This window comes from Streptomyces sp. NPDC093260 (genome assembly GCF_040683715.1).
Lineage (GTDB): Bacteria > Actinomycetota > Actinomycetes > Streptomycetales > Streptomycetaceae > Streptomyces > Streptomyces sennicomposti.
Map to the genome: position 1 here is coordinate 69,741 of NZ_JBFBEK010000009.1, position 18,564 is coordinate 88,304.

At 73.8% G+C, this 18,564-nt stretch carries 16 protein-coding genes; 8 read left to right on the forward strand and 8 right to left on the reverse strand.

Annotation, left to right across the window (positions count from 1 at the left end; genetic code table 11):
- Positions 1-152: 152 nt before the first annotated feature.
- Entirely contained in the window at positions 153-1,019 is an 867-nt protein-coding gene (locus AB0N63_RS13730) for a chaplin family protein (protein WP_365528328.1), read from the forward strand.
- 126 nt (positions 1,020-1,145) lie between these two features.
- Here the strand turns inward: AB0N63_RS13730 and AB0N63_RS13735 are convergent, their stop codons facing one another.
- Complete coding sequence (locus AB0N63_RS13735; RefSeq protein ID WP_027758838.1) at positions 1,146-1,334, reverse strand: DUF5703 family protein; 189 nt, start codon at positions 1,332-1,334, stop codon at positions 1,146-1,148.
- 47 nt (positions 1,335-1,381) lie between these two features.
- Here AB0N63_RS13735 and AB0N63_RS13740 point away from each other — a divergent pair, with 47 nt between their 5' ends.
- Positions 1,382-2,098: a hypothetical protein gene (locus tag AB0N63_RS13740; RefSeq protein ID WP_365528331.1), complete on the forward strand. Its 717-nt coding sequence runs from the start codon at positions 1,382-1,384 to the stop codon at positions 2,096-2,098.
- 42 nt (positions 2,099-2,140) lie between these two features.
- On the opposite strand, the gene AB0N63_RS13745 is transcribed toward AB0N63_RS13740, so the two are convergent.
- Together AB0N63_RS13745 and AB0N63_RS13750 are read right to left on the reverse strand one after the other, a co-directional pair.
- Positions 2,141-4,783 carry a helix-hairpin-helix domain-containing protein gene (locus AB0N63_RS13745; protein WP_365528334.1) on the reverse strand — a complete coding sequence of 881 codons (2,643 nt, stop codon included), beginning with the start codon at positions 4,781-4,783 and terminating at the stop codon, positions 2,141-2,143.
- Positions 4,780-5,763 carry an aldo/keto reductase gene (locus AB0N63_RS13750; protein ID WP_365528336.1) on the reverse strand — a complete coding sequence of 328 codons (984 nt, stop codon included), beginning with the start codon at positions 5,761-5,763 and terminating at the stop codon, positions 4,780-4,782. Before AB0N63_RS13750 ends, AB0N63_RS13745 begins: the two co-directional genes overlap by 4 nt.
- A 222-nt stretch (positions 5,764-5,985) precedes the next feature.
- On the opposite strand from AB0N63_RS13750, the gene AB0N63_RS13755 reads away from it, so the two are divergent.
- Together AB0N63_RS13755 and AB0N63_RS13760 are read left to right on the forward strand one after the other, a co-directional pair.
- The gene (locus AB0N63_RS13755; protein ID WP_365528339.1) at positions 5,986-7,041 is read left to right on the forward strand and encodes an LLM class F420-dependent oxidoreductase; all 1,056 of its coding nucleotides are present in this window, start codon (positions 5,986-5,988) and stop codon (positions 7,039-7,041) included.
- A gap of 316 nt (positions 7,042-7,357) precedes the next feature.
- The gene (locus AB0N63_RS13760) at positions 7,358-8,149 is read left to right on the forward strand and encodes a ferritin-like domain-containing protein (RefSeq protein WP_365528341.1); all 792 of its coding nucleotides are present in this window, start codon (positions 7,358-7,360) and stop codon (positions 8,147-8,149) included.
- A gap of 65 nt (positions 8,150-8,214) precedes the next feature.
- On the opposite strand, the gene corA is transcribed toward AB0N63_RS13760, so the two are convergent.
- Complete coding sequence (corA, locus tag AB0N63_RS13765) at positions 8,215-9,216, reverse strand: magnesium/cobalt transporter CorA (RefSeq protein ID WP_365528344.1); 1,002 nt, start codon at positions 9,214-9,216, stop codon at positions 8,215-8,217.
- A 61-nt stretch (positions 9,217-9,277) separates the two neighbouring features.
- Between corA and AB0N63_RS13770 the strand changes: the two genes are divergently transcribed.
- The 4 genes from AB0N63_RS13770 (at position 9,278) to mshC (ending at position 12,937) form a co-directional block, all read left to right on the forward strand.
- On the forward strand, positions 9,278-9,964 hold the full coding sequence (locus tag AB0N63_RS13770; RefSeq protein WP_365528347.1) for a histidine phosphatase family protein: 687 nt from the start codon (positions 9,278-9,280) through the stop codon (positions 9,962-9,964).
- Between the two features lie 103 nt (positions 9,965-10,067).
- Positions 10,068-10,658 carry a DUF3090 domain-containing protein gene (locus AB0N63_RS13775; protein WP_019986154.1) on the forward strand — a complete coding sequence of 197 codons (591 nt, stop codon included), beginning with the start codon at positions 10,068-10,070 and terminating at the stop codon, positions 10,656-10,658.
- The gene (locus AB0N63_RS13780) at positions 10,622-11,464 is read left to right on the forward strand and encodes an SCO1664 family protein (RefSeq protein ID WP_365528350.1); all 843 of its coding nucleotides are present in this window, start codon (positions 10,622-10,624) and stop codon (positions 11,462-11,464) included. Before AB0N63_RS13775 ends, AB0N63_RS13780 begins: the two co-directional genes overlap by 37 nt.
- Positions 11,465-11,707: 243 nt before the next feature.
- On the forward strand, positions 11,708-12,937 hold the full coding sequence (mshC, locus tag AB0N63_RS13785) for a cysteine--1-D-myo-inosityl 2-amino-2-deoxy-alpha-D-glucopyranoside ligase (RefSeq protein WP_365528352.1): 1,230 nt from the start codon (positions 11,708-11,710) through the stop codon (positions 12,935-12,937).
- Between the two features lie 87 nt (positions 12,938-13,024).
- On the opposite strand, the gene AB0N63_RS13790 is transcribed toward mshC, so the two are convergent.
- The 4 genes from AB0N63_RS13790 to AB0N63_RS13805 form a co-directional block, all read right to left on the reverse strand.
- Positions 13,025-14,095, reverse strand: a complete 1,071-nt coding sequence (locus AB0N63_RS13790; RefSeq protein ID WP_365528354.1) for a PAC2 family protein — start codon at positions 14,093-14,095, stop codon at positions 13,025-13,027.
- A 374-nt stretch (positions 14,096-14,469) separates the two neighbouring features.
- Positions 14,470-16,086, reverse strand: a complete 1,617-nt coding sequence (locus tag AB0N63_RS13795; protein ID WP_365528357.1) for a glycerol-3-phosphate dehydrogenase/oxidase — start codon at positions 16,084-16,086, stop codon at positions 14,470-14,472.
- A gap of 9 nt (positions 16,087-16,095) precedes the next feature.
- Positions 16,096-17,634, reverse strand: coding sequence for a glycerol kinase GlpK (glpK, locus tag AB0N63_RS13800; protein WP_365528359.1), 1,539 nt, complete (start codon positions 17,632-17,634; stop codon positions 16,096-16,098).
- Between the two features lie 95 nt (positions 17,635-17,729).
- On the reverse strand, positions 17,730-18,524 hold the full coding sequence (locus AB0N63_RS13805) for an MIP/aquaporin family protein (RefSeq protein WP_365528362.1): 795 nt from the start codon (positions 18,522-18,524) through the stop codon (positions 17,730-17,732).
- Positions 18,525-18,564: the final 40 nt, after the last annotated feature.

Sequence of the window (18,564 nt, forward strand, 5' to 3'; positions counted from 1 at the left end):
CGTGGGGGGTCTGAACCCGTCGGCCCCGAGAGCGCGCGCCATGCGCTCCGGGGCCGACCGGTTTTTCCGCGTGGTCACGACGGCGAATTCCCGATTCCGTCGCGAACGCGCGTTCCGGAAGGTTCGAAAAGTCGAAAGCAGGGATTCAGTACATGCGACAGGTCACCCGCAAGGGCCTGATGACCGTGGCCGCGGCCACCGGCGTGATCGCCGCCGCGAGCGGCGCGGCGCACGCCGACGCGGGAGCGTCCGGGTTCTCGTCCGGCTCGCCGGGCGTGCTGTCCGGCAACACGGTCCAGGTGCCGGTGCACATCCCGGTGAACGTCTGCGGCAACACCGTCAACGTCGTGGGGCTGCTCAACCCGGCGGCGGGCAACAAGTGCGCCAATCCGGGCGGCGGTGACTCGTCCGGGGGGAACGGCGGCAGCGGCCACGGCGGCTCGCACGCCGGTGGGCACGCGAGCGACTCGCCCGGCGTCGGCTCCGGCAACCACGTCCAGGTGCCGGTCGACGTCCCGGTGAACGTCTGCGGCAACAGCGTCAACGTGGTCGGCGTCGGCAACGCCGCGCTCGGCAACGGCTGCGCCAACGGAGGCCACCACAACCCGCCGGGCAACCCGGGCTCCCCCGGTAATCCGGGGAACCCCGGTCATCCCGGCAACCCGGGGACGCCTGGGAACCCCGGTACGCCGGGCAACCCTGGTACACCGGGCAACCCCGGGACCCCGGGTACGCCCGGGAACCCCGGAACCCCCGGCAACCCCGGAACCCCCGGCAACCCGGGCACTCCCAATCACCCCGGCACGCCGGCCACTCCGCCCGGCACGGGTGGCAAGACGCCCGGCGGTGCGGTGCACGTCAACCATCCGGGCACCCAGACCGTGACCACGCCCGGCAGCGGGGGACAGCTCGCCCACACCGGCAGTGAGCTGCCGATGGGCCTCGTCCTGCCGGTCGGTGCGGGCGCGCTGCTGGCCGGCGCCGTCCTGTACCGCAGGGCGCGGGCCACCCAGGTATGACGGGGCGGCCCCGACGGGTCCCGTGGTCCGGCCCCGGACCACGACCGTGAGGGCCGTGGACATGACAGAGCGGGCTCCGCGTGTGTACGCGGAGCCCGCTGCGGCGTCGGCTGCGGCCCCCTCAGCTCACCACGTGGCGCGCACCTGGCGGATGATCCGCCGACGCAGGCGCACCCTGCGACTGCCGTCGCGCAGCAAGCTCAGGCGGTACAGCTCCCAGTGTCCGTACTCGGCGTGGTCGGTCAGCAGACGGGTCGTCTCCTTGCGGGAGACCCCGCGCGGCACGTACACGTCGACAAATTCGTATTCCGGCATCGCATCTATTGTGCGGGCTGGGGCCCGGTACGGATAGCGTCTGCACTATGTCTGATGCTGCGCAGCCCACCGCTGCCGAGGTACGTGCCGCCGCCGAGGCGGTCAAGACCGCGCTCGACCGCCACCTGGCCGCGGTCGAACGCAGGTCGGGGGAGGACGACCCGGCCGTCTACGAGGCGTTCAACGAGCTTGCCGCGGCCGCGGAGGTGTACGACGAACTGCTCTACGACCGCTACGACGAAGTCACCCCCTTCGAGATCCCCGGTGAGGACTCGCTGCCGCCGTACACGGGGCCGGAGGAGCCGAACGCGATCAGCGTGCTGATCCGCCGCGACTACGCCGTGGCCGAGCCCCAGCGGCTGCTGGCCCAGGCCCAGCGGATCGAGGCCGCGGACGTGGAGGCCGGCGCCGGCATCGGCGCGGGCGCCACCGGGACGGTGCACGGCGCTCTCGGCACGCTCTTCGGCGAGTTCGAGGCGGACGAGATCGCCTCCCGGCACAAGGAGTTCGGTCTGGAGGAGGGCGACTCCACGCTCTGGGTCACTGCCTCGGACGAACCGGCCGACCCCGGCGAGTGGCTGGAGGCGCCCTTCGAACACGTCGATCCGCAGCAGGTGGTGTGCCGCTTCGACGTCAGCACGGTCTTCGACGACGACCTCGACGAGGAGGACGACGAGGACGAGGACGACATCGAGGACATGGTCACCACCGGTCTCGCCGAGGACGACGACGACATCGAACCGCTGGACACGACGGACCGTTAGGACCGTTCCGGGCGCGGCCCCCGGCCGCGCCCGGCCTCCGGGTCACGCCTCGGCCCCCTCCTCGGTCCGTGCTTGAGCGGCCTGGGCCGCCTGTGCGGCGAGCAGGAGGGACAGCCGGGTGGTGCGCGGTCTGGCCGGCACCTCGGCCACGGCCCGCGGCAGCGCCTGCTCCACCCCATGCACCACGGACAGATGGCGGCCGGCCCGGCTGAACGCCGTGTAGACCCACGGCCGGCTGAGCGCCTGCGCCGCGTCCCCCGGCAGCACCACGACCGCCGCCGGCCACCGGCCGCCCACGGCCTGATGCGCCGTCAGCGCCCATCCGTGCCGCACGGAGGCCTCCACCCGCTCCCTCGGCACGACCACGGGGACGCCCGAGCACGACAGGTGCAATCCCTCGGCGTCGGCCGCCACCACCCGGCCCGGCAGCGTACGGCCGGGGACGGGGGAGTAGGCGATCCGGTCGCCCGGGTCGAAGCCGCCGAACCGGCCGGGGCCCGGATTGAGCCGTTCCTTCAGCGCCGCGTTGAGCACGCGCGTGCCCGCCGCGCCGCCATGGCCCGGGGTGATCACCACCGTCTGCTCGGCCGGCACGCCGATCGCCCGGGGCACCGAGTCCGCGACGAGCTGCACCGTCCGGTGCACGGCCTCGCCCGCGTCGCGCACCGGGACGATCACGACCTCCTTGCCGGGCGCCGCGACCTGGGTCAGCTCGCCGACGCCGATGCCGGAGACCAGCTCGCCCAGCGGTCCCGGGTCCGGCAGCCGCGAGGCGATGTGCGGGCACACCCGGGCGGCCAGCAGATCGGCGAAGACCCGGCCGGGTCCCACCGACCACAGCACCGCCGGGTCCCCGGACAGAACCAGCCGGGCCCCGTCCGGCAGCGACTCCACGAGCAGGGCCGCCGTCTCCACGTCCAGTTGCGGGGCGTCGAGCACGACGAGGAGGTCCAGGTCGAGCGCGCCGTCGGCGTCCCGCCCCGGCCCCTCCGCACCCGACAGCAGCCCGGCCACGGTGGCGACGGCACGGCTCTGAGCGCCCCCGGGCACGCCGTCCCCTCCCTGCCCGGTCCGTGCGTGACCCGCGGGGCCGCCTTCCGTCCGTGGTGCGCGCCCCGCGTCGGGCGCGCCCTGGCCGGCGTCGGTCGCGCGGAGCAGTTCCGTGAAGCCGTCCCGGCCCAGGGGACTGTGGGTGGCCGCCCAGGCGCGCAGCCCGAGCACCCGTGCCCCCGCCAGCAGCCGGGCCGGTTCGGCACGGGACGCCTCACCGCCCGTGTGCAGCACCAGGCCGTGCCCCGACACCGCGCGGATCAACTCACCGGCCGAGCCCCGGGCCGCGGCCGCGGCCTGCTCCCAGCCCTCGGCCGTGCCGTGCTCGCCCGGTGCCGAGTTGATCAGCCGGGCCAGTCCGTCGGCCAGGCTCTCCTCGGCGAGCGCGTACCGCTCAAGGCCGACGAGTACCCGTACCGGCCGTTCCTCGCCGGTCTCCTCCCCGTCCCCGTCCCCGTCCGCTTCCGGGGCGGGGGCCGGTGCGCCCGGATCCTCCAGGGCGTCCTGGAACACCAGGGCCTCGCCCTCCGCGAGCGCGCTCTGCAGGGCCGCGTCCGCGTCGGGCACCCCGCGCAGAGCCAGCGCGGAGGTCAACGCCGGCGCCTCCAGGGACGTGTGCCCGGCGAGGGCCGCCTGCTCCAGCAGCCAGACCGTGAAGGCACGGCCGCGCCGCTCGTCGTCGGGGCGGCTCTCCGCGCCGAGCAGCGCCCGCGCGAAACCGTCGGCCTGCTCCGGCCGCACGCCCGTGATGTGCAGCAACTGCCACGGGTCGGCGCGCAGCCGGTCCGCCGCGCGCTCGCCGAGCGCCGTCGCCACCGGCAGGGCCAGCGACTCCGGGGCGCCGCCCGCGGTCAGCACCTGACGCACGGCCTGTACCGTCTCGGGCGCGGGCGCCGCGGGGACGGCGCCGGCCCCGGCCGTCACGGGGCCCGGCCGCCGGACCGGCTCGGGGGCCGCCCTGCGCCGCGCGGGCTCCGGCTCGGGCGGCGTGAACACCGCCGCCGCGGGCTTCTCGCCGCTCTCGACGGCCCGCACCGCCGCGAGCAGGTCGGCCGCCCGGCCGCTGAGCTTGGCCCCGCTCTCGACCGGCCCCTTCTTCTCGGCCTTCCGCCGCTCGATCCGCCCCCGCTCGGCCCGCTGCGCCGCCAGCTCGGCCTCCGCCTCGGACATCTTCCCGGCCGCACCCCCGGCGTCCGCGTCCGCCCCGGGACCGGAGCCCGCGTCCGAGCCCTCGCCCGCGTCCGCACCGGAGCCTGCGGCGGAGTCTTCCGCGCCCGCTTCGGCAACGCCCCGGCCTGCGTCTTCCACGTCCGCTGCGGAAGCCTCGCCCGAGGCTTCCGCGCCGGCCCCGGAGCCCCGGCTCGAATCCGGCTTCGCCGAACCGTTCGCGGCCGCGCCGGAGTCCTGAGCCCCGGCCTCCGAACCGGCCCCTGCGCCCTCGGCCGCCTCGCCGTCGTGCACCGTCTCGTCGCCCGCGGCCGTGCCCTCCGTCGCGTCCCCGGCCACCGCCTCGTCTCCCGGCACCCGGCCCTCGTCCGGCGTGCCCTCCCGCGGGTCCCGGGCCGCCGAGGGGTCCACCTCCGGGTCCGGGCTCCCCGGCCCGGCCTTCTGCGTGGTCTCCGGCTCCGTGCTCACAGCGTGCTCCAGTCGTGATCGGGATAGCGGTGCACGGGCGCCGACACATCGTCGAGAGCCCGGCAGATCTCGTCAGGAAGACTAAGCGCCTCCACTGACAACGCCGCCGTGAGCTGCTGGAGCGTGCGAGGACCGATGATGGGCGCGGTCACGCCGGGCCGGTCCCGGACCCAGGCGAGGGCGACCTGGAGCGGGGTCACCGCCAGCCCGTCCGCCGCCGTCGTCACCGCGTCCACGACGCGCCTCGCCGTGTCGTCGAGATAGGGCTCGACGAACGGCGCCAGATGCTCCGAGGCGCCCCGCGAGTCGGGCGGAGTCGCGTTGCGGTACTTGCCGGTCAGCACGCCCCGGCCCAGCGGCGAGGAGGGCAGCAGCCCGACGCCGAGGTCGAGCGCCGCCGGCAGCACCTCCCGCTCGACGCCCCGCTGCAGCAGGGAGTACTCCATCTGCGTGCTCGCCAGCCGAATCCGGGCGCCCGGCGCGGCCAGCTGCCAGGTCGCCGCCTTGGCCAGCTGCCAGCCGCAGAAGTTGGAGACCCCCGCGTAGCGCACCCGGCCGCTGCCGACGGCCAGGTCGAGGGCCTGCAAGGTCTCCTCCAGCGGCGTCCCGGGGTCGTACGCGTGCACGTGCCACACGTCGACGTGGTCCGTGCCGAGGCGGGCGAGCGAGGCGTCCAGGGCCGCCAGCAGATGGCCGCGGGAGCCGTCGAAACGGCGGTCCGGGTCGGGGACGCTGCCCGCCTTGGTGGAGACGACCAGGTCACGGCGGGGCACCAGGCCGTCCATGAGCCGCCCGAGCAGGTACTCGGCCTCCCCGTCGCCGTACACGTCCGCCGTGTCGACGAGGGTGCCGCCCGCCTCCCAGAACGCCTTCAGCATGTCCGCGGCGTCGTGCTCGTCGGTGTCCCGGCCCCAGGTCAGGGTGCCGAGCCCGATGCGGGACACGCGCAGGCCGGTACGGCCGAGATGCCTCTGCTCCATGGACGCCGAGATTACTGGCCAGGGGGCAGGCGCGGGCCACCCTGTGGACAACCCGCTCGCGCCCCTGTGGACAACCTCGTCCCGCCCCCGTGGACCAGCCCCGCGAGGCCCCCGACCGCCGCGCGAGGCGGCTGTCACACCCACGCGGTCTGCCGCATCCGAGCCGCCCCGCGCTACTGTCTCCCGCGACAGGAACGTTACTCAGCGGTAAGGGGATGCGGCATGCGGCTCGGGATCAATCTCGGCTACTGGGGCTCCGGGATGGACGCGGACAACCTGGCCGTCGCCCAGGAGGCGGACCGGCTCGGATACTCCGTGTGCTGGGCCGCCGAGGCCTACGGTTCGGACGCGGCCACCGTGCTCTCGTGGGTGGCCGCGCAGACCGAACGCATCGACGTCGGCTCGGCCATCTTCCAGATCCCGGCCCGCCAGCCCGCGATGGCGGCGATGACCGCCGCCACGCTCGACTCGCTGTCCGGCGGCCGGTTCCGCCTCGGCCTCGGCGTCTCGGGGCCGCAGGTGTCCGAGGGCTGGTACGGCGTCAGGTTCGACAAGCCGCTGGCCCGCACCCGCGAATACGTCGAGATCGTCCGCAAGGCCATGTCCCGCGAGCGGCTGACGTACGAGGGCGAGCACTGGACGCTGCCGCTGCCCGGAGGTCCCGGCAAGCCGATCAAGCTGACCGTGCACCCGCAGCGCGAGCACATCCCGCTCTACATCGCCGCCATCGGCCCGAAGAACCTGGAGCAGACCGGCGAGATCGCCGACGGCGCGCTGCTGATCTTCCCCTCAGCCGAGCACCTGGAGGAGACCGCGATCAAGCCGCTGCGGGCCGGCCGCGAGAAGGCGGGCCTGACGATGGACGGCTTCGACGTCTGCCCGACCGTGCCGCTCGCCCTCGGCGAGGACGGGGACGTGGCCGCGCTCGCCGACACCTTCCGCCCCTACACGGCGCTCTACGTCGGCGGTATGGGCAGCCGGCAGCAGAACTTCTACAACCGGCTGGCCCAGCGCATGGGGTACGAGCAGGAGGCCGCCGAGATCCAGGAGAAGTACCTGTCCGGCGACAAGCAGGGCGCCGCGGCCGCCGTTCCGCACGACCTGATCGACCGGACGACCCTGCTCGGCTCCGTCGACCGGATCGCCGACCGGATGAAGGCCTACGCCGCGGCCGGCGTCACCACGCTGACCCTCGCCCCCGCCGGTTTCACGCTGGACGAGCGGGTCGCCGCCCTCCGCGCCGGCACCGAGGCCCTGGAGCGCGCCGGTCTGGCCTGAGGCGCGCGGCACCACCACGGCGCCCGGCGGGGCCGCAGAGCCTCGGAGGGCGCGGTGTCACCGGCGCGGGGGAGTGTACGCGGCGCGGAACGAGGCCGCCTCGGGTTCTCGCGGCCGTGGTGGGGGCTCGGGGGACTTCCCCGCCACGGCCGCCGTCACCGGGAACAACGCCCCCCGCCCCGCCCGGTTACGGGCGCGCGGCGGGCAACCGCTGCGCCGTTCGGCCGAGCGGGCCCCGCCCGCTGTTGCGGCGCCCCCGCGCCCGCATTTGACTCGTCCTGCGCGACGGCCGGCGGTGCGGCGGGAAGGTGGCACGATGCTCTCACCCGGGAGCCTGTACCAGGAGATCCTCGACCACGACGAGTCCTTCCGGCTGTTCTGCTCGATCGCGGCCGGCGGAGAGGCCCAGGGCGGCTGGGAGAACGGGCGGATCGCCGCCCTCGCGCCCCCCGAGTGCCGCGACCTCGCGCCGAGGATCGCCCGCCACGGCGCGGACGAGGACAAGCACGGCCGGATCTTCCGCGCCCTGCTGCGCCGACGCGGCCTGGACCCGGTCCCGGTGCCGCCCGAGGCCGACTACACGATGCTCCTGGAACGGCGCGGCATCGGTCTCGCCCACCAGCGGCTGGAGTCCGACCGGCCCCTCACCGTGCACGACATCATCGTCTACCTCGCCCACAGCAGGGTCACCGAGCAGCGCGCCGCCGAGCAGATGGCCCTGCTGTGCCGGCACTTCGGCGACCATCCCGAACTGGGCCGGGCGGTGCGGATGATCGCCGCCGACGAGGACGCCCACCTCGCCTACTGCCACGAGGAACTGCTACGGCTGGCCGCCGCCGGGCACGGCCGCGCCATCCAGCGGACGCTGCGTGCCTGCGCGCTCGCCGAGATCGGCGTCCACCGCGACGTCAGCCTCGCCGTCACGGCCCGGATGGGCCGCATCCTCGGCTGGTCGCCGGCTCGCTCGGCGTTGCTCGCGGCCGGCATCCACGCCGTGCACCGCTACGAACGGCTGACCGGCTGGCGCCGGATGACGTCCCTGGCGATGCCGGAGCGCCGCGACCCCCTCGGCAGCCCGCCCGTACCGGCCCCTGAGCCCGCCGTCTGAGCCTGCCCCGCACGGCCGCCACGGCCCGCCGAACCCTCTCAGCCGCACGGCGGCCGCCCCGGCCCTTACAGCCACCCGCGCTGCTTGAACGTCCGGTACAGCACCACTTCCAGCACCGCCATCAGACCGATCACCGCCGGATACGCCCACACCCAGTGCAGCTCGGGCATGTGCTCGAAGTTCATCCCGTAGATGCCGGCGAGCATCGTCGGTATGGCGGCCATCGCCGCCCACGCGGAGATCTTGCGCATGTCGTCGTTCTGCTGGACCCCGGTCTGGGCCAGGTGCGCGGACAGGATGTCCGAGACCAGCCGGTCCAGGCTCTCCACGGACTCGTTGACGCGGGTCAGATGGTCGCTGACGTCCCGGAAGAAGGGCCGGGCCTTGTCGTCCACGAACGGCACCGCCGTCGCGAAGGCGCTCTGGCCGGTGCCGCCGAGGCGGGACATCGGCAGCGCCAGCGGACCCGTCGCACGTCTGAACTCGGTGATCTGGCGCTTGAAGTTGTAGATCCGCGAGGCGGTGTTGCGCGAGCCGCCCCGCTCCGGCGAGAAGACCTCCGCCTCCAGCTCCTCCAGGTCGGTCTGGAGTTCGGTCGCCACGTCCAGATAGTGGTCGACGACCGTGTCGGCGATGGCGTAGAGCACGGCGGTCGGGCCCTTGCCCAGCATCTCCGGCTCCTGCTCCAGGCGGTGCCGGACGGCGGTCAGCCCGTCGCCCTCGCCGTGCCGGACCGTCACCACGAACGAGTCGCCCAGGAAGATCATGATCTCGCCGGTCGAGACGGTGTCGCTGTGCGGCTCGTACACCACCGGCTTGAGGACCACGAACAGCGAGTCGTCGTAGACCTCCAGCTTGGGCCGCTGGTGAGCCTTCAGGGCATCCTCGACCGCCAGCGCGTGCAGCGCGAACTCCTCGCTGACCAGCGCGAACTCCTCCTCGCTCGGCTCGTGCAGGCCCACCCACACGAACCCGCCGGCCGCCCGTGCCTGGTCCAGGGCGTCGGAGAAGTCCTCCGGGCCCTCCGTGCGGCGCCCGTCGCGGTAGATACCACAGTCCACGATCACGGAGCGTGTTCTCCTCTCACCCGGCCCACGCCGGAGTCACCGGTACGCCTACCCTGGCCGCATGCCCACGTTGATCCTCGTCAGGCACGGACGCTCCACCGCCAACACGGAGGGACTGCTCGCCGGCTGGACCCCCGGCGTCGCCCTCGACGAGCGCGGCGCCGCGCAGGCCGCCGCACTGCCCGGCCGGCTCGCCGGCCTGTCGATCGCCGAGGTCGTCACCAGCCCGCTGCGGCGCTGCCAGGAGACCGTACAGCCACTCCTGGACGCACGGCCCGAGCTGAGCGCGCACACCGACGAACGCATCGGGGAGTGCCACTACGGCGACTGGTCCGGCCGCAAGCTCGCCGAACTCAAGGACGAGCCGCTGATGGAGGTGGTGCAGGCGCACCCCACGGCGGCGGCCTTCCCCGGCGGCGAGTCCATGCGCGCGATGCAGCACCGCGCCGCCGAGGCGGTGCGCGAGTGGAACGCGCGCGTGGAGCGGGACCACGGCCCCGACGCGGTCTACCTGATGTGTTCGCACGGCGACATCATCAAGTCCCTCGTCGCCGACGCGCTCGGCCTGCACCTCGACCTCTTCCAGCGGATCTCCGTCGAGCCCTGCTCCGTCACCGCGATCCGCTACACCCGGCTGCGCCCCTTCCTGGTGCGGCTCGGCGACACCGGCGACTTCGCCTCCCTGGCGCCCCGCGAGGAGTCCGCGGACGGCGACGCACCGGTCGGGGGCGGCGCGGGCGCGCCGTGATCGTCGGCCGCAGTAGGGTGAAGCGGTCGCCGCCGACCTCCCTCGGCAGCACCCCAGCCCCCCGCCCATCCAGTCGTTCCCCCCGATCCCATGGAGACAGGACGTGTCCCGTCAGGTGTTCCTCTACGACCCCCCGGACCGCTTCGTGGCCGGTACGGTCGGACTGCCCGGACGCCGTACGTTCTTCCTCCAGGCCACCGCCGGCTCCCGGGTGACCAGCGTGGCCCTGGAGAAGACGCAGGTCGCCGCGCTCGCCGAGCGCATGGACGAACTGCTCGACGAAGTGGTGCGGCGCAGTGGCGGCAACGCCCCCGTGCCCGCCATGGCCCCCGCCGAGATCGCCGACACCGCCCCGCTGGAGACACCCGTCGAGGAGGAGTTCCGGGTCGGCACCATGGCGCTCGCCTGGGACGGCGAGGAGCAGCGCATGATCGTCGAGGCGCAGGCCCTGGTCGAGCTCGACGCCGACACCGAGGAGGACCTCGCCGAGGCCGAGGAGCGGCTGCTCCAGGACGAGGAGAACGGACCCCCGATGCTGCGGGTCCGGCTCACCGGCACGCAGGCGCGGGCCTTCGCCAAACGCGCCCTCGACGTCGTCAACGCCGGGCGGCCGCCGTGCCCGCTGTGCAGCCTGCCCCTGGACCCGGAAGGACACGTATGTCCGCGACAGAACGGATACCGCCGCGGAGCGTGACGCCGGGCACGGCGTCCGACGCGGCCCGCGTCGAGCTGCTCGCCCACGGTGAGCTGACCGTACGCGGCCGCATCCGCGAGGCCTCCAACGCGGCGCTGTTCTGCACGGTCGCCCGCGACGGCCGGGAGGCGTCCTGCGTCTACAAGCCCGTCGCCGGGGAGCGCCCGCTGTGGGACTTCCCCGACGGCACCCTCGCCGGGCGCGAGGTGGCCGCCTACGAGGTCTCCGAGGCGACCGGCTGGGGCCTGGTGCCGCCCACCGTGCTGCGCGACGGCCCCTACGGCGAGGGCATGGTCCAGCTGTGGATCGACGCCGACCCGGAGGCCGCACTGCTCGCCCTGATCGACGCCGAGGAGCCCGGGCCCGGCTGGAGGGCCATCGGCTTCGCCGAGGTCGACGAGGACCGCACCGCGCTGCTGGTGCACGCCGACGACGCACGGCTGCGCCGGCTCGCCGTGCTGGACGCGGTGCTCAACAACGCCGACCGCAAGGGCGGCCATCTGCTGCCCACGGCGGACGGCCGGCTGTACGGCATCGACCACGGCGTCACCTTCAACGTCGAGAACAAACTGCGCACGCTGCTGTGGGGCTGGGCCGGCGAGCCGCTGCCCGCTGAGGCGCTCGGCGTCCTGAAGGGACTGCGGGACGCCCTCGGCGAGGGCGGCTCCCTCGCCGCCCGCCTGACCGGGCTGATCACCCCGGCCGAGACGGACGCCACGCGCGCGCGGGTGGACGCCCTGCTCGCTTCCGGCGTCCATCCCGAGCCGAGCGGCGAGTGGCCGGCGATCCCCTGGCCGCCGGTGTAGCGGCCGGGCGCCGCCCCGCCGGGAGCGCCGCATCCGCCGGCCCGGGCCGCCGGAAGTGCCCGCACCCCTTCGGCCGGGCCGGCCCCGAGGAACCGCACACGCGGGTCCCCACGAGCCGCGCACCCGGCTGGGAGCCGCTCCGGCAGGGGCTGCACACGCGCGGGAAACCGGCAAGAGCGCCTATCCGGCCATATGGCACGGTCCGGTTCGTTGACGGGACCGCGGTCCGGTTACGCTCATGACATGCATGCCTGGCCCGCTTCCGAGGTCCCCGCCCTGCCTGGTCAGGGTCGCGACCTGAGGATCCACGACACCGCGACCGGCGGACTGGTCACCCTCACCCCCGGTCCCGTCGCCCGTATCTACGTCTGCGGCATCACGCCGTACGACGCGACCCACATGGGTCACGCGGCGACCTACAACGCGTTCGACCTCGTGCAGCGCGTGTGGCTCGACACCAAGCGGCAGGTCCACTACGTCCAGAACGTGACCGACGTCGACGATCCGCTGCTGGAGCGGGCGCAGCGCGACGACCTCGACTGGGTCGCGCTGGCCGAGCGGGAGACGGCCCTGTTCCGCGAGGACATGACCGCCCTGCGGATGCTGCCGCCCCGGCACTACATAGGCGCCGTGGAGGCGATACCCGGCATCGTTCCGCTGGTGGAGCGGCTGCGCGAGCTGGGAGCGGCGTACGAGCTGGACGGGGACGTGTACTTCTCCGTCGAGTCCGACCCGCGCTTCGGCTCGGTCTCCCGCCTCGACGCCGCCGCGATGCGGCTGCTGTCGGCCGAGCGCGGCGGCGACCCCGACCGGCCCGGCAAGAAGAACCCGCTCGACCCGATGCTGTGGATGGCCGCCCGCGAGGGCGAGCCCAGCTGGGACGGCGGCTCGCTCGGACCGGGCCGGCCCGGCTGGCACATCGAGTGCGTGGCCATCGCCCTCGACCACCTCGGGATGGGCTTCGACGTCCAGGGCGGCGGCTCCGACCTCGCCTTCCCGCACCACGAGATGGGCGCCTCGCACGCCCAGGTGCTCACCGGCGAGTTCCCCATGGCCAAGGCCTACGTCCACGCCGGCATGGTCGCCCTCGACGGCGAGAAGATGTCCAAGTCCAAGGGCAACCTCGTCTTCGTCTCCCGGCTGCGGCGCGACGGCGTGGACCCGGCGGCGATCCGGCTGGCGCTGCTCGCCCACCACTACCGCTCCGACTGGGAGTGGACCGACCAGGTGCTCCAGGACGCCGTCGCCCGGCTCGGCCGCTGGCGCGCGGCCGTCTCGCGCCCCGACGGGCCGGCCGCCGACAAGCTGGTCGAGGAGATCCGCGACGCCCTCGCCGAGGACCTCGACGCCCCGGCCGCGCTCGCCGCGGTCGACGGCTGGGCGGCGCTCCAGGAGGAGCGGGGCGGCACGGACACGGGCGCGCCCGGTCTGGTGTCGCGCGCCGTGGACGCCCTGCTCGGCGTGGCGCTCTGACGGTCCGGCGGCCCGCCCGCGTGGTGGGCCGCCACAGCAGGGAGGGGCGGGGCGCTCACGAGCGCCCCGCCCCTCCCTGCTGCCGGCTCAGTCCTCGGACGAGTCCTCGTCGCCCGGCGCCGCATCGCTCTCCGGGCGCGGACCGGCGCCCGGCCGCGGGTCCGGTCCGGACCGTTGGTCCGGCTCCGGCTGCGATCCCGGCCCCGGCTCCGGCTTCGGCGGCATCGGCGGCCGGGTGCGGCCGCCGCCGGGGCTGTCGCGCAGGTACGAGCCGTCGCCGCCGTCCGCCGTGGCGTGGCCGCCCGACGCGGGGCCGCCGCCGTCCCGGCGCCGCAGATACCGCTCGAACTCGCGGGCGATGGCCTCGCCCGACGCCTCCGGCAGCTCGGCGGTGTCCCGGGCCTCCTCCAGCGTCTGCACGTACTCGGCGACCTCGCTGTCCTCGGCGGCCAGCTGGTCCACGCCCACCTGCCAGGCCCGCGCGTCCTCCGGCAGCTCACCCAGCGGGATGCGCAGGTCGAGCAGGTCCTCCAGCCGGTTGAGCAGGGCCAGCGTGGCCTTCGGGTTGGGCGGCTGCGAGACGTAGTGCGGCACGGCCGCCCACAGGGAGACCGCCGGGACGCCGGCGTGCGCGCACGCCTCCTGCAGGACGCCCACGATGCCGGTGGGACCCTCGTACTTGGTCTCCTCCAGGTCCATCCGGCGGGCCAGGTCCGCGTCCGAGGTGGTCCCGCTGATCGGGACCGGACGCGTGTGCGGGGTGTCGCCGAGCAGGGCGCCCAGGACCACCACCAGCTCCACCCCGAGTTCGTGCGCGAAGCCCAGCAGCTCGTTGCAGAACGAGCGCCAGCGCATGGACGGTTCGATCCCGCGCACCAGCACCAGGTCACGGGGTTTGTCGCCGCCGACCCGGACGACGGAGAGCCGCGTCGTCGGCCAGGTGATCTTGCGCACGCCGCCGTCCATGAACACCGTGGGGCGGTTGACCTGGAAGTCGTAGTAGTCCTCGGCGTCCAGCGCCGCGAACACCTCGCCCTTCCACTCCCGCTCCAGGTGCGCGACCGCGGTCGAAGCGGCGTCGCCGGCATCGTTCCAGCCCTCGAACGCGGCCACCATGACCGGGTCGATCAGCTCGGGAACCCCCTCGAGCTCGATCACCCAGCGCCTCCTTCCGACGTGCCCTCGCCTGACCCACCAACCTTACGGCGTTCGGCGGGGGCGCCCGCAGCCCCCGTGCACGGGGGAGTGAACGCATCACTACCCGTACGGGCCACCCGAACACCCATGATCGCCGATCCCGGACCTTCCGGTCGCCACGGCCCCCGGGCCGGAGGCGGCTGACCCTCCGTCACCCCGCGGCCCCGCTCCGTCGCCACGCGCCGGACCGGCCCGAGCAGCCCCGTGACCAGGGCGGCTGACGCGCCGTGAGGCGGCCCGAGCGAGCGGGACGCGGCGCACGCGGGCGCGCCGGAGGGCCGGCTCCCCCTGCGGAGGGCGCCGGCCCCGTACCGGTGACCGGGGTCACCCGGCGGTCACTTGCCGTCGAGCAGCCCCTGCACCTTCGCCCGGACCTCGTCCGTGGCCAGACCGCGGATCGTCAGCGTCGTACGGCGGCGCAGCACGTCGTCCGCCGTCTCGGCCCACTCGTGGTCGCGGGCCCAGACGACCTGCGCCCAGATCTCCGGGGCGTCGGGGTGGACCCGCTCGCCCAGCTCCGGGTTCTCGTTCGCCAGCCGGGCGATGTCGAAGGCCAGCGAGCCGTAGTGCGTGGCCAGGTGCCGGGCGGTGTCCGGGGCCATCCGCGGGCCGGGCGCCGGGCGGTCCACCAGCAGCCGGTGGGCGACCGCGCGCGGGTTGGCGATGCCCGGCAGCGGCAGCTTCTTCGGCAGCGTCGAGATCGGCTCGAAGTCGTCGCCGAGCGGGTGGCCGGGCAGCTCCTCCAGCTTCCTCATCACCGTGCGGCCGATGTGCCGGAAGGTGGTCCACTTGCCGCCCGCCACGGACAGCATCCCGCCCCTGCCCTCGGTCACCACCGTCTCGCGCTTGGCCTTGGCGGTGTCGCCGGGACCGCCCGGCAGCACCCGCAGACCGGCGAAGGCGTAGGTGATCAGCTCCCGCTGGAGCTGCTGGTCCCGGACGGAGAACGCGGCCTCGTCCAGGATCTGGGCTATGTCCTTGTCGTTGACGGACACGTCCGCCGGGTCGCCCTCGTACTCCTCGTCGGTGGTGCCGAGCAGCAGCATGTCCTCCCAGGGGAGGGCGAAGGTGATGCGGTACTTGTCGATCGGCGTGGCCAGCGCGGCCTTCCACGGCGCGGTCCGCTTCAGGACCAGGTGCGCGCCCTTGGACAGGCGGATGGACGGCGCGGCGTCCGGGTCCTCCATGCGGCGCAGGTGGTCCACCCAAGGGCCGGTGGCGTTCAGCACCAGGCGGGCGTTCACGCCGAACTCGTCGCCGGAGAGGCGGTCGCGCAGCTCCGCGCCGGTCACCCGGCCCTTGGTGAACCGCAGTCCGCTCACCTCGGCGTGGTTGAGGACGACCGCGCCCGCCTCGACGGCCGCGCGGACCGTCATCAGCGCCATGCGCGCGTCGTTCATCTGGTCGTCGCCGTAGACGGCCACGGCCCTGAGGTTCTCGGTGCGCAGCTCGGGCACGTCCCGCGCCGCCTTGGCGGGGGAGAGCAGGTGGCCCACGCCGTCGCCGAACGCGGAGAGTGCGGAGTAGGCGAACACGCCCGCCCCGAGCTTCGCCGCGCCGTGCGGCCCGCCCTTGTACACGGGGAGGTAGAAGGTGAGCGGGTTCGCCAGGTGGGGGGCCACCTGGCGGGAGACCGCACGGCGCTCGAAGTGGTTCTCCGCCACCAGCTTCACCGCGCCGGTCTGCAGGTAGCGCAGACCGCCGTGCAGGAGCTTGGAGGAGGCGGAGGAGGTGGCGCCGGCGAAGTCGCCGGCGTCGACCAGGGCCACCCTGAGGCCGGACTGCGCGGCGTGCCAGGCGGTGGAGATGCCCAGGATGCCGCCGCCGATCACGAGGAGGTCGTACGTCGCCTTGGAGAGCTGCTCCCGGGTCTCGGCACGGCTCGGGTTGGAGCCGGAGGCCGGGTGCGTCCCCAGGGCAGGCACGGACTGCAGGGTGGACTGACTGGTCATTGCGGTTTCTTACTCCTCGTCCTCGATCCAGCCCATGGTCCGCTCGACGGCCTTGAGCCAGTTCTTGTACTCACGGTCGCGGGTGTCCGCGTCCATGCGGGGGGTCCATTCGGCGGCCCGGCGCCAGTTCTGGCGCAGATCGTCGGTGGAGGCCCAGAAGCCGACGGCGAGACCGGCGGCGTAGGCGGCGCCGAGACAGGTGGTCTCGGCGACCATCGGGCGCACCACGGGGGCGTCCAGGAAGTCCGAGAGCGTCTGCATCAGCAGGTTGTTGGAGGTCATGCCGCCGTCGACCTTGAGGGCGGTCAGCTCCACCCCGGAGTCCTTGGTCATGGCGTCGGCGATCTCCCGCGTCTGCCAGGCGGTGGCCTCCAGGACGGCGCGCGCGAGGTGCGCCTTGGTGACGTACCGGGTCAGGCCGGCGATCACACCGCGGGCGTCGGAGCGCCAGTACGGGGCGAACAGGCCGGAGAAGGCCGGCACGAAGTAGGCGCCGCCGTTGTCCTCGACCGAGAGCGCGAGCGTCTCGATCTCGGCGGCGGTGGAGATGAGGCCCATCTGGTCGCGCATCCACTGCACCAGCGAGCCGGTGACGGCGATCGAGCCCTCCAGGGCGTAGACCGGCTTCTGGTCGCCGATCTGGTAGCCGACGGTGGTCAGCAGCCCGCTGTAGGAGTTGATGATCTTGTCACCGGTGTTCATCACCATGAAGGTGCCGGTGCCGTACGTCGACTTGGTCTCGCCCTCGGAGAAGCAGGTCTGGCCGAACAGGGCCGCCTGCTGGTCGCCGAGCGCGGAGGCGACCGGGATGCCGCCGAGCAGGTCGCCGAGGCGGCCGCCCTTGATCTCGCCGTAGACCTCGGCGGAGGAGCGGATCTCGGGCAGGATCGGCGTGGGCACGCCGATCGACTCGGCGATGCGCTCGTCCCACTGCATGGTGTGCAGGTTCATCAGGAGGGTGCGGGAGGCGTTGGTGACGTCGGTGACGTGCCGGCCGCCGTCGACGCCGCCGGTCAGGTTCCAGATGACCCAGGTGTCCATGGTGCCGAAGAGGATGTCGCCCGCCTCGGCGCGCTCGCGCAGGCCCTCGACGTTGTCGAGCAGCCAGCGGGCCTTGGGGCCGGCGAAGTAGGAGGCCAGCGGCAGGCCGGTCTCGCGGCGGAAGCGGTCCTGGCCGACGTTGCGGCCCAGCTCCCGGCACAGGGAGTCGGTGCGGGTGTCCTGCCAGACGATGGCGTTGTGGACGGGCTCACCGGTGTTCTTGTCCCACAGCACGGTCGTCTCGCGCTGGTTGGTGATGCCGATGGCCTTGATGTCGTCGCGGGTGATGCCGGCCTTCTCGACGGCGCCGGCGACGACCTCCTGGACGTTGGTCCAGATCTCGGTGGCGTCATGCTCGACCCAGCCCGGCTTGGGGAAGATCTGCTCGTGCTCCTTCTGGTCGACGGAGACGATGCGGCCGTCCCGGTCGAACACGATGCAGCGGCTGGAGGTGGTGCCCTGGTCGATCGCGGCGATGAACGGTCCGGCGGTGTGCGCGTCGGTCACTGTCTGCTCCTGGGGTCCGTGTGGCTGTGGTGCGGTGGATGCGGCGGTGCGGCGGGGGCCGGCGTCCGGGCCTTCGGCCGCGGACGCCGTGCTCGTCAGGCGAAGGCGATGTTGTAGATGCCTGCGCCGATGGCGCCGCCGATCAGCGGGCCGACCACCGGGATCCAGGCGTAGCCCCAGTCGGAGCCGCCCTTGTTGGGCAGCGGCAGCAGGGCGTGCACGATGCGGGGGCCCAGGTCACGGGCGGGGTTGATGGCGTAGCCGGTGGGGCCGCCCAGGGACAGGCCGATGGAGACCACCACGAGCGCGGTGATCAGACCGCCGAGGGGGCCGAGGCCGTTGCCGCTGTCGTTCAGGCCCTGGGTGAGGACCGCCAGGATCAGCACCACGGTGCCGATGATCTCCGTGGCGAGGTTCTGCACCACGTTGCGGATCTCCGGGCCGGTGGAGAAGATGCCGAGGACCGGGCCGGCACCCTGCTCCTGCGCCTCCACGGCCTTGGCCGAGGTCGACTGCGCGCCTGGGCCGCCGACGATCTCCTTGTCGGTCAGGTGCGCCTGGAACTGGCCGTAGTAGGCCAGCCAGACCAGCGTCGCGCCGATCAGGGCGCCCAGCATCTGGCCGCCGATGTAGGTCGGCACATTGGTCCAGTCGCCGTCCTTGATGGCGAGGGCCACCGTCACGGCGGGGTTGAGATGCGCGCCCGAGAGCGGGCTGGAGATGTAGACGGCCGTCATCACGGCGAAACCCCACCCGAAGGCGATGGCGAGCCAGCCGGCGTTACGGGCCTTGGAGGCCTTCAGGGTGACGGCGGCGCAGACGCCGCCGCCGAGCAGGATGAGTATGGCGGTACCGATGGTCTCGCCGATGAAGATGTCGGAGCTGGACACCCGCGACTCCTTTGTCCTTCGTCCAGGGGTAGCCGAACCC